We start from the raw sequence: 10,686 nt of genomic DNA on the forward strand, positions 1-10,686 counted from the left end.
GCTGTTACCAGTGCGCGCCCAACTCGCCGCGCGGGACGAATTGCCCGTGTCCGGTTTGGCCCACCCACTCGCCGTCGTCGATCAGCAACTCGCCGCGGAGCAATACCTTCTTCACGCGTCCCGTCACAGAGTGGCCTTCGAATAGCGTGAAATCGCAATCGCTGTGCTGTGTATGCGCGCTGATCGTATGTACTTCACCTGGATCGAACAGCACGATATCGGCATCGCTGCCTATCGCCAGCGTGCCTTTCTTCGGGAACAGCCCAAACAGTTTCGCAGGCGCGGTCGACGTCAGTTCGACAAAGCGGTTCAGCGAAATTCGGCCCGTGCGTACCCCCCCGTCGTAAACAACGGTCATGCGAGTTTCCACACCGGGCACGCCGTTCGGAATCTTCGAAAAATCGTCCTGCCCGAGCGGCTTCTGGTTCACGTTGCCGCGATGGCCTTCTTTCATGCAGTAGGGGCAATGATCGGTGGAGATGAGTTGCAGGTCGTCCGTTTTCAGCGCCGTCCATAGCGCGTTCTGCGCGTCTTTAGAACGCAGCGGCGGGCTCATCACATAGCGTGCGGTGTCGAAGCTTTCGTCGGCGTAGGCCGACTCGTCGAAGAACAGGTAATGCGGGCAGGTTTCCGCAAACACAGGAATGCCGAGGTCGCGCGCTTCGATCACATGTTTTAGCGCTTCCTTGGCGGATAGATGCACGAAGTACACCGGCGCCTCGGCGAGCTCTGCGAGCTTGATGCCGCGATGCGTCGCCTCGCCTTCCATGATGGCCGGACGTGTGAGCGCGTGATAGCGCGGCGATGTATGACCCTGGGCAATCGCTTCGCGAATCAGCAGATCGATCACGGTGCCGTTCTCGGCGTGCAACGCAATCATGCCGCCATGCTGACCCACCATGCGCATGGCCTGGAAAATCGCCGCATCGTCCGACATCACCGTGCCGGGGTACGCCATGAACATCTTGAAGCTCGACACGCCTTCGTGACGGATCGCGTATTGCATGTCGCCGAGGACCTTGTCGTCGACCTGCGTGACGATCACGTGAAAGGCATAGTCGATGCTGGCAACCGAGGCCGCTTTCGATTGCGCGCGCGCAATTGCGTCAAGCGGGCTGGTGCCGGCGTTTTGCAGCGCAAAGTCGATGATCGTCGTGGTGCCGCCGAACGCCGCCGAGCGGGTACCGGACGCGAAATTGTCGCAGGTGACCGAGGGCCCGAAGGTATTCTCCATATGCGTGTGGGCGTCGACGCCGCCTGGAAATACCAGCAGGCCGCTCGCGTCGATTACGTGAGTGTCGGGTCCGGCTTCGAGCTGCTGGCCGATACAGACGATGCGTCCGCCTTCGATCACGATATCGGCGACGTAGTCGTCAATGGCGGTAATCAGGCGTCCTCCGCGAATCAGCGTGCGTGTCGGGTCGTGAGTCATGAATCGCTCCGTTCATGGTCAGTGGCAAGGGCAAAGGAGAGGGCGTCCTCGAGACGGCCGATTTCTGCAGCGGACAGGCGCGAGATGGGCGGTCGCATCGATGCATGCGGGAATTTGCCAAGCAGGTGCAAACAGGCCTTCAGGCGTGCGTTCGCGTGCGAGCCGGGCGCGGTGCCGTAGATGAGCTTTGCCAGGGGATAGACGCGCGCATGGAGCTGTTGCGCTTCGCTGAGGCTGCCGTTTAGCACCGCGCGGTACAGCGCGACGATCAGCTCCGGCACGACCGCTGCCAGGCTGACGAGGCTACCCTCGGTGCCGATGGCAAAGCATGGGAACAGGTGCTCGTCGCCCGACGCCATGACGGCAATATGCGGCGCCACCGATTTCAAAAGCCTGCGATTGGCCTCATACGCGGCGGTTTCCCAGCTGCCTTCCTTGATGGCCACCACCTCGGGCAAGCTGGCCAGCGCCGTTAGCATTTCAGGCGTATAGGCCATTCCACCGGTGCTGACGCCGGCCTGATAGAGCATCATCGGCAGACCGGCGTTCGCGTTGGCCAGCCGGTGATGCGTGACGACGGTCTCCAGATCGGTGGAGAGCGCCCACGAGTACGGCGGAAACAGCAGCAAGGCGTCGGCGCCTGCCCGCTGGGCATCGTCGGTATGCGCCTGCGCTTCGTAGCTATCCTCCGAATTGATCCCTGCGACGATGATCGATCGGTCGCCGCAGACACTATGCGCGATTTCCACCACGCGCCGCTTTTCATCGCGCGACAGAGCGAAGTTCTCGCCCGCGTGGCCGTTGATCAGGAGTCCGACTATCCCATCGATCGCCGTCACCTCCTCGAGATGGGACGCGAGCGCAGCCTCGTCGAGATGGCGGCCGTGCGCATCGAGCGGGCACAGTGTGGAGGCGTAGATGCCGTTGAAGGGAGCGTCGTGCGAGGGAATCATTGGGTCTGTTCTCGTTGAGGGAGTTCGGGCGCGGCGGCGATGAGCCGGGCGGGATCGAACAACGGCAGCTCGGGCGTCGCGCCGAGCATCGTTTGAGCGAGCAGCTTGCCCATGTAGGGCCCGCTCGTATAACCGGAATGCACGCAGCCGATGACCCATGCGTCAGCGAGTCCAGGCAGCGCGCCGATCATCGGCATGGCGTCGGCTGTCTCGGCCTCGAGCCCCAGCCAGATGCGCGCGACGCGCGCTTTTGCCAGCGCGGGAATCACGTGCTGTGCAAGACGCAGGTTGCCGGTGAGGTTTTGCGGAATCGTTTCGACCGGGCCGCGCGCGCGATCGCCGACACCTTGCCAGCCGCCGCCGATCAGTACGGTGCCGTTAGCGAACTGCTTCATCGACAGCAAGCCGTTCGCAATGCTTAGCACCGTGCGCATGACGGGAGGCATCCGTTCGGTGATGATGAGCTGGTTTACCAGCGCTTTTACGGGAATGCGGATATCGAGCATCGCGAGCAGCGGTTCGAGCCAGACACCGCCTGCCATGACGAGGCGCGTGGCGTCGATGCGAACCGGGGCGCCCTGGTGTTCGGGGCCATGTACGCGGTAGTGCCCATTGGCGTGATCGATGCGCGTGACAGCGGTCTGCTCGAAGATCTGCACGCCCGCTGTCCGCAGCGCCGCGTGAAAGGCGCGCCCGGTTAAATAAGCACTGGCGAAGCCGTCCGTCTGGCAGAACGCTGCTTCAAGCATCGCGGGATTGAGACCCGGTTCGACCGCTAGCGCGGCGTCGCGCTCGAGCAGGTCAATCTGCGCGCCATATTCGCGCCGGGCTGCGGCGCGAGCGCGCAGCAGTTCGCGCTCGGTTTCGGTGAACGCGAGCGAGAGCCCCGGCACCGCGGTCGCAAGGACGCTGGAACCAAGCCATTGTTCGGATTCCATCCACATTTGCCAGCCGCGCCTGGCGTACGGAACCAGCGCGGCGCGCGTCATATGAAGCGTGAGCGTGCCCGCGTTCACGCCCGAGGCGGCGCGGCACAGGGCATCACGCTCGATCAGCGCGACCCGCATGCCGCCGCGTGCGAGGAATAACGCAGTGGTGCAACCCATCACGCCGCCACCTACGATGGCAACGTCGAATGGTCCGTGTACGGTCTGGCCCGGCGTGCTCATAGCGGAGCCGCCTTCGGAATGGGGATTTCGTCATACGTGAAATTGCCAGTCAACGCTTCCACCGTCACCGGCCGTAACGGCGTGCGGGCCGAGAAGCAGCCGACGGTTTCGCGCGAAGCGGTGCCCATACGCCGCATCAGCAGTTCGCCGGCTACGTCGCCGCACGTGCGGCCCTGGCATGGGCCCATTCCGCAGCGTGTCCACGCCTTGAGCTGATTGATGTCGCGAGCGCCGGCGTCGCAGGCGGCCTCGATCTCTGCACGTGTCACGTCTTCGCAACGGCACACAATCGTCTCTGGCGTAATGCTTTCCACGTGTCCCGGGCGCAGCGCCATCAGATTGGCCATCGCATGGCCAAAGCGCGCGGCGTGCCGATGGGCGCTGCGTGCAGGCCCGATGCCGCGCGTCAGGCGCACGGGATTAGCCGCGCCGAGATCGAGCGCGCAGGCCAGTCCGGCCAATGCGCCGTGCGTGGCGGCCGCCGCCGCACCGGCGATGCCGGCGCCGTCCCCAGCGACATAAAGCAGTGGGCGCGAGGTGCGTCCATCCTGATCGGCGACGGCGATCCATCCTCCCGCCGCGCGCGAGTAGCGATGCTTCGCGCGCAACAGACGGGTGATTTCCGTGGCTGGCGTGAGACCGTGACCGACGGCGATGCAATCGGCCAGCACGGTCGTTCGCTGTCCGTTGATTGGACGTCCAGCCGCGTCGCAGGGGGCGAGCGTGGCACGCAAGCGTTCGTCAGCCGGTTCGACACGAATGATGGTGTGACGTCCATACCGCGGCGTCCGGGCACGGTTGATGGTGCGCCACCAGTCGACACCTTGTCGCAGCAGACCGGGGCGCGCGAGCATCGCCGGCAGTGTGCGTGCCCAGTCGGCGGTGCCGGCGAGATCGGCAATTGCCTCGACCTTGCCGCCGCCTTCGATGGTCTTCGCTGCCACGGCCGCGAGCAGCGGCCCGCATCCGGCGACGAGCGTCGAGCGACCAGGCAGTACTCCTTGCGATTTCAGCAGAATCGTCGCAGCGGCCAAGCCGATTACACCGGGCGTGGTCCATCCTTCGAACGGTACGACCCGTTCAGTCGTTCCCGATGCCACGATCAGCGCGCGCGCCATGCAATGCACAGGGCCGTTGGGGCCGGTGGCGTCGATGCGGTAATCGCCGGTCACGGCCCACACCGAGTGGGCGAAGAAGGTAGTCACGGTACTGGCGGTCAGCTCACGCCGCAATACGTCGCCTGCCTGCTGATCGGCGCTGCTCGCGGCGCGCATGCCTTCTATGGGGGCGCGGTAGACCTGTCCTCCCGCGCTGGCGTTCTCGTCGAACAGCGCGACGTTCAGCCCAGCCGATGCCGCTGCCAGCGCCGCATGCACGCCCGCCGGTCCGCCTCCAAGCACCACCACGTCGAACTCAGCCATCGGCGCCGGTCTCCGGGACGGTTTCGACATGCAGGCCATCGGTCACCGGTGTTCGGCACGCGAGTGTGCGGCGACCGTCGACCATCACCAGACATTCCTGGCACGACCCCATCAGGCAGAACATGCCACGTGCCTCGCGCAGACGCGGGCTCGAGCGCAAGGCCTTTATGTCAGACGCAAAGAGGGCGACCGCGACGCTTTCGCCCGCGCGTGCCGTGAAGCGCTGCCCGTCGAGAAACAGCTCGACGGTTGCAACACGGTTCGAGTCGTGAATACGCATGGCATCCGCTGCAGACATCGGCACCAACCTCGCTTGACAAGTAATTTAGGCGATGCTTTGATACTAACGTATACGATACGTATACGCAAAGTCGCCAAAAACAAGTGGCGCTGCGAACGCCTCGACCGAGCCTTCCCACACCTAGCCGCCCCTCTCACGGAGTTACAGCATGAAACCCTCGATCACCCTGAGCCGCATGCTTGCCGCTGGCCTCGCGGCCTGCGCGCTGCTTGGCTCACTCGATGCAAGCGCCCGCACGCTGGACGAAATTCTTGCCTCGAAGACGATTGTGTTCGGTATCAACCCGAACCTGCCGCCGCTTGGCGTCTATGATGCCAAGAACAATATCGACGGTTTCGATGTGAGCATCGCGAAGAAGATTGCGGATTCGCTGGGCGTCAAACTGGAAATCGTGCCGGTTGGCTCGGCCGACCGCGTGCCGTTTCTGATGTCCGACAAGATCGACGCGGTGATGGGCGGTATGACGCGCAACGCCGACCGGCTGAAAGTGATCGACTTCACGGACCCGGTCAATACTGAAGTGCTCGGTGTACTGACCACACAAGACAAGCCGTACAAGGACTGGACGCAATTGAACGATCCGTCGGTTCGGCTCGTGCAGGTGCGCGGCACGACACCGGTCAAGCTGATTCAGGACAAGCTGCCGAAGGCACAACTGCTGTTGCTGGACAACTATCCCGACGCGGTGCGCTCGATTGCGCAGGGCCGCTCCGACGCGCTGATCGACGTGCTCGATTTCATGCTGAGCTTCACGAAAAGCTACCCGACGAAATGGCGTGTCGTCGACGCACCGATTGAAGTGGACTACGACTGTATCGGCATCAAGAAGGGGAATACCGCGTTGACCGAGCGTCTGAACAAGGAAATCGGCGTCTTGCAGAAGAACGGTTTTGTGGCGGAAAGCTGGAAGAAGTGGTTTGGCAGCCCGATGCTGTACGATCCGACCGCTGCGCCGCCTGCGGTTGCAGCGCAATAAGCTTTGCTTCGCGTCACTGACAGCGCGCGTTGCGGTTTTACTGCAACGGGCGCTGCACAACTTCGTTTCAAGGAGTGCTGATTAGATGACGCTTCAGTTCGGGCCCATCCTCGAGCAATGGCCGTATCTGCTGGGCGGCGCGTGGCTCAGCCTGCAGATCGCAGTACTGGCGTTCGCTTTTGGCATGCTGATCGGACTTGTCTGCGCGTCGGTCCTGCGGTACGGGCCGGCCGTTTTGCGCCGTGTTGTCACCGCCTATGTGAGCTTTGCGACCAATACCCCGCAGCTCGTGCAGATTTTTTTCCTGTTTTTCGCGTTGCCCGACATCGGCATTACGCTGTCGCCGTACTCCGCGGTTCTGATCGGCGCTACGTTTAATGCAGGCGCTTACCTGTGTGAAATCCAGCGCGCCGGTTTCGCATCGGTACGGTGGACGGAAATCGAGGCTGCGGAAGTACTGGGCTTTTCGACGCCGCAGATCGTGCGGTATGTGATTTTTCCACACGTAGTGAAAGTGATGTTTGCACCTCTGTCGAATCAGTTCATTGTCATGACCTTAGGTACCTCGATGGCCTCGATCTTCGGCGTCGAGGAACTGACGGGGCGCACCTATAACATCAGCTCGCAAACGTACCTGTCGGTCGAAGCGTTTAGCGTGGCGGCCGTCATGTATATCGCGATCACGCTGCTGGCAACTTTCGCGCTTGCGATGTTCGGCCGCCATGTGTGCCGCGCGAAGATCAGGGTGTTTTGATGGCCGGCTCTTCGATGATGATGCAACTCGCTGGCCTGTTTTCGTACTACAACCTGTTGTTGCTGCTCGAAGGGCTGGTCGCGACCTTCGTGTTGTCGGTAATCGGTTGTCTGGCTGGATTCGTTGCGGGTTTTGCGGTGGCAGTCCTGCGCGTGACGCGCTCGCGGGCGATGGCGCCAGTGCGCGCGCTGATGTTCGCATACTGCCTGCTGCTGCGGCGCGTACCGTTTCTCGTCACGCTGATGCTGGTGTTTTTTGCCAGCCAGGCGCTCAACGCGAACCTGTCGACTTTCACGGTTGCGCTGATCAGCGTCTGCCTGATTGCCGCGGCGTATCTCGGCGAGATCGTGCGCAGCGGCCTGGAGTCGGTTCACGTCAATCAGTGGGAGGCCGCCAGCACATTTAACTTCAGCTATCTGCAAACGCTGCGCTACGTGATCGTGCCGCAGGCGTGGCGTGTGATCTTGCCGCCCACCTTCGGCTTCTTCGTCATGTTCATCAAGGACACGGCGCTTGCCTCGCAGATCGGCGTGATGGAACTCACATCGGCGGGGAAGGTGCTCAGCAACAAGGGTTTTTCCGCCACGCTCGTGTACGGGAGCATCCTGGCGCTGTACTTCCTGATGTCGTATCCCCTGTCGCGCTTAGGTAAGCGCCTGGAGAAGAATCTTGCCTCAACTCGAAATCGTTGACCTGAAAGCCTCCTATGGTCCGCACACGGTACTGGAGCGTATCAACCTGTCCGTCGAGAAGGGCGAGATTGTCAGCCTGATCGGACCGTCAGGGTCGGGCAAGAGCACCTTGCTGCGTGTCCTGATGGGGCTGCTGCAGCCCGAGCACGGCAGCGTGCATCTGAACGGCAGCGAGGTGAATTATGCGGACAGGACCGCTGTTCGTGCGCTGCGTCTGGACATCGCGATTGTGTTCCAGCAGTACAACCTGTTCCAGAACATGACCGTGATCGACAACGTGATGATCACGCCGACCAAGATCAAACGCTGGCCGCGCGCCGAGGTCGAGCAGAATGCGATCAATCTGCTGACGCGTGTGGGGCTCGCGCACCGCTTGCATGCCTATCCGGACGAATTGTCGGGCGGTCAGCAGCAGCGCGTGGCGATTGCGCGCGCGCTCGCGTTGAAGCCCAAGGTGCTGTTGCTCGATGAGGTGACCGCTGCGCTCGATCCCGAGCTCGTCAATGAAGTGCTCGACACGATCCGTGAACTCGCTTCTGATGGCATCACGATGTTCATCGTGTCGCACGAAATGAGCTTCGTGCGGGAAGTGTCGTCGAAGGTTGTGTTTATGGCCGGCGGTCACGTGATTGAGACCGGCACGCCCCAGCAGCTATTCGATGCGCCGCAGGAAGCGCGCACGCGGGAATTTGTCGGGAAGATTTTGCGGCACTGAAGCGGCACGCAAGCAGTACGGAAGTTGCACACAATCCCGCGCGTGCAGCGCTCATGCGCTGTTGAGCCTCTCAGCTATACGTGCCTTCTGCAAGCCGGTCGAGCACGAAACGGCGCAGGTTCTGCAGATGCGTACGCACGGCGGTACGCGCCGCTTCCGCGTCGTCCGCCAGATACGCTTCAAGAATCGCCAGATGCTCGGCGCGATCTTCCTCGATACGGTTAAACGGCGTGACCAGTTCGAACAGGCGGCTGTTCGTGCGCACCAGGTCGATCATATGGGCGAGCACATCGTTGCCGCTTGCGCGCGCCATCATCGTATGCACCTGATCGTCGAGCTGCCAGTGGGCCTGTTCCTGCTGGCCGCTGCTGAGCGCCTTGATCTTCTTCACCAGTTGATGCACCAGCTTCTTGTCGATCTTGCCGATTGCGAGCCCGATGGCTTCCGCTTCGAGCAGTTCGCGCACTTTCATGGCCTGAAAGTATTCCTGCGCGCTGACGAAGCGCACCGAATAGGAGCGCGCGCCGGCGCGCGCCAACAGGCCTTCGCCTTCGAGCCGCAGCAGAGCCTCGCGCATCGGGGTGCGGGAGATGTTGAGTTCTTCGGCGAGCCGACCTTCGACGACCGGACCACCGCTGCGCAACGCCTTGTCAAGGATCATGCGGCGCAGCGTCTGATAGGCCAGTTCGCCGAGCTTCTCGGGACTGGAGGTGGAATTAGTATTCACGCGCTCTCACTGAAGTTATATGTTAAGTATACGAAGTGTATGCGGATATACGCAAGTCTACCCGCCGGGCGCAATGCATGGAGATTTTCTGTCCGTTCAATTTTTTCTTTCTTCCTGCTGTCGACAGACTTTCGCTGAAAGGCTTTGTTTCAAGGCAAAATAGCCGCTGAGGCCGGCATGCTAGCGCCTGCCCTGCAAATCACAGCAAGGAATCGAACCGATGGAATCACGATCGAGCAGTAGACGCGGTGTGGTCGCTGCGGTGTTGGGCAACGCGATGGAGTGGTACGACTTCACCGTGTTCGCGGTGATGACGCCGGTAATCAGCAAGCTGTTTTTCCCGGTTAATTCAGCCATACCGGGAAGCGAGCTCAATGCCATCCTGCTCACAACGGCGCTGTTCGGTGCGGGATTTTTCATGCGGCCGGTCGGCGGCATCGTGCTTGGGCTTTATGGCGACCGCCGCGGCCGCAAGGCGGCCATGACGCTCGGCATGTTTATCATGGCCGTCTCCGTCCTGATGATCACGTTCGCGCCGACGTATGCGAGCGCAGGTGTCGTCGCACCTCTGATTGTGCTGATTGCGCGCCTTTTGCAGGGATTTTCGGTGGGCGGTGAGTTCGGCACTTCGACCGCGTTTCTGATCGAACTCGCGCCGCCAGGCCGGGCCGGCTTCTTCGGTTCGTGGCAGATCACCGGGCAATTGATGGCACAGGTTCTGGGTGCCGCACTCGGCATGCTGATCACGCAGCTTTTTACACCGGAACAACAGGCGGCCGGAGCCTGGCGCATTCCCTTCGCGGTCGGCCTCGTGATCGTGCCGATTGCGCTGTACATGCGCCGCAGTGTGATGGAGTCGAGTGTTTTCACCCAGGTGCTGAGCCGCGCCAAAACGCGCTCGACGGCCATGAGCGCTGGTCTGAAACAGCATGGCGCGAGGTACCTGATCGGCATGGGCATGGTCGTCGCCAGTGCGGTGTCGTTTTATGTCACGTTCGGTTATACGGTGACCTACGCGAAGCAGGTGCTGCACTTGCCGCTTGCACAAAGTTTCATGGTGCAGATGATTGCGGCCATCGTCATGCTGATTGTGGTGCCTATTGCTGGCGCGGCGTCCGACCGCTTCGACAGGAAACGGCTTCTGCTGGCGTCGTTAGGGGCCTATCTCGTGACCTTGTATCCGCTGTACGCGTGGGTGACGGCCGCTCCCTCAATCGAGCGCCTGCTGCTGACTCAGGTGATTGCGGGCGTGTTTAGTGCCACCTTTCTCGGCGTCTATTGCACGACCCTTGCAGAACTGTACCCGGTGCGAACGAGAGCCACGTCTCTCGCGATCGTCAACAACGTGGCAGTGCTGATTTTCGGCGGCTTTGCGCAGTTTTTCGTGACCGGCCTGATCAAGCTGACTGGCTCGCCGTTAGCGCCGGTGTTCTACGTGATGATTGGACTGACGCTGGGGCTGATATCGGTAATTTTTATGAAACGCCCATCGCGGGACGAGTCCGCGACGGCTCAGCTTGGGACGCTTGAGTCGTGAAGGCCAGCG

Annotated in this window: 11 protein-coding genes; 5 read left to right on the forward strand and 6 right to left on the reverse strand. The window is 61.8% G+C overall.

The annotated features are described in order from the left end of the window. Positions 1 to 4 precede the first annotated feature (4 nt). The 5 genes from hydA to P3T20_RS28875 are packed head-to-tail and all read right to left on the reverse strand — an operon-like array spanning position 5 to position 5,273. Entirely contained in the window at positions 5 to 1,432 is a 1,428-nt protein-coding gene (gene hydA / locus P3T20_RS28855; protein ID WP_429288559.1) for a dihydropyrimidinase, read from the reverse strand. Further along, positions 1,429 to 2,385 carry a dihydrodipicolinate synthase family protein gene (locus P3T20_RS28860; protein ID WP_429288560.1) on the reverse strand — a complete coding sequence of 319 codons (957 nt, stop codon included), beginning with the start codon at positions 2,383 to 2,385 and terminating at the stop codon, positions 1,429 to 1,431. Before P3T20_RS28860 ends, hydA begins: the two co-directional genes overlap by 4 nt. Continuing rightward, positions 2,382 to 3,554 carry an NAD(P)/FAD-dependent oxidoreductase gene (locus tag P3T20_RS28865; RefSeq protein ID WP_429288561.1) on the reverse strand — a complete coding sequence of 391 codons (1,173 nt, stop codon included), beginning with the start codon at positions 3,552 to 3,554 and terminating at the stop codon, positions 2,382 to 2,384. The genes P3T20_RS28860 and P3T20_RS28865 overlap by 4 nt, the downstream gene beginning before the upstream one ends. Then, positions 3,551 to 4,975 (reverse strand): FAD-dependent oxidoreductase, encoded by a 1,425-nt coding sequence (locus P3T20_RS28870; protein ID WP_429288562.1) that lies wholly within the window; start codon positions 4,973 to 4,975, stop codon positions 3,551 to 3,553. Before P3T20_RS28870 ends, P3T20_RS28865 begins: the two co-directional genes overlap by 4 nt. Then, complete coding sequence (locus P3T20_RS28875; RefSeq protein WP_429288563.1) at positions 4,968 to 5,273, reverse strand: (2Fe-2S)-binding protein; 306 nt, start codon at positions 5,271 to 5,273, stop codon at positions 4,968 to 4,970. Before P3T20_RS28875 ends, P3T20_RS28870 begins: the two co-directional genes overlap by 8 nt. A 151-nt stretch (positions 5,274 to 5,424) precedes the next feature. Between P3T20_RS28875 and P3T20_RS28880 the strand changes: the two genes are divergently transcribed. From P3T20_RS28880 to P3T20_RS28895, 4 genes are all read left to right on the forward strand, one after another. Next, complete coding sequence (locus P3T20_RS28880; protein ID WP_074268008.1) at positions 5,425 to 6,252, forward strand: transporter substrate-binding domain-containing protein; 828 nt, start codon at positions 5,425 to 5,427, stop codon at positions 6,250 to 6,252. Between the two features lie 85 nt (positions 6,253 to 6,337). Beyond that, a complete protein-coding gene (locus P3T20_RS28885) occupies positions 6,338 to 7,006 on the forward strand; it encodes an amino acid ABC transporter permease (protein WP_074268009.1) in 669 nt (222 codons plus the stop codon). Further along, the gene (locus P3T20_RS28890) at positions 7,006 to 7,698 is read left to right on the forward strand and encodes an amino acid ABC transporter permease (protein ID WP_254369002.1); all 693 of its coding nucleotides are present in this window, start codon (positions 7,006 to 7,008) and stop codon (positions 7,696 to 7,698) included. The genes P3T20_RS28885 and P3T20_RS28890 overlap by 1 nt, the downstream gene beginning before the upstream one ends. Then, positions 7,676 to 8,413 carry an amino acid ABC transporter ATP-binding protein gene (locus tag P3T20_RS28895; RefSeq protein WP_429288564.1) on the forward strand — a complete coding sequence of 246 codons (738 nt, stop codon included), beginning with the start codon at positions 7,676 to 7,678 and terminating at the stop codon, positions 8,411 to 8,413. Before P3T20_RS28890 ends, P3T20_RS28895 begins: the two co-directional genes overlap by 23 nt. Positions 8,414 to 8,483: 70 nt before the next feature. On the opposite strand, the gene P3T20_RS28900 is transcribed toward P3T20_RS28895, so the two are convergent. Beyond that, complete coding sequence (locus P3T20_RS28900; protein WP_074268011.1) at positions 8,484 to 9,140, reverse strand: GntR family transcriptional regulator; 657 nt, start codon at positions 9,138 to 9,140, stop codon at positions 8,484 to 8,486. 220 nt (positions 9,141 to 9,360) lie between these two features. On the opposite strand from P3T20_RS28900, the gene P3T20_RS28905 reads away from it, so the two are divergent. Continuing rightward, complete coding sequence (locus tag P3T20_RS28905; RefSeq protein ID WP_429288565.1) at positions 9,361 to 10,677, forward strand: MFS transporter; 1,317 nt, start codon at positions 9,361 to 9,363, stop codon at positions 10,675 to 10,677. Positions 10,678 to 10,686: the final 9 nt, after the last annotated feature.

Origin of the sequence: Paraburkholderia sp. GAS206C, from assembly GCF_050435645.1 — a bacterium.
Classification (GTDB): Bacteria; Pseudomonadota; Gammaproteobacteria; order Burkholderiales; family Burkholderiaceae; genus Paraburkholderia; species Paraburkholderia phenazinium_B.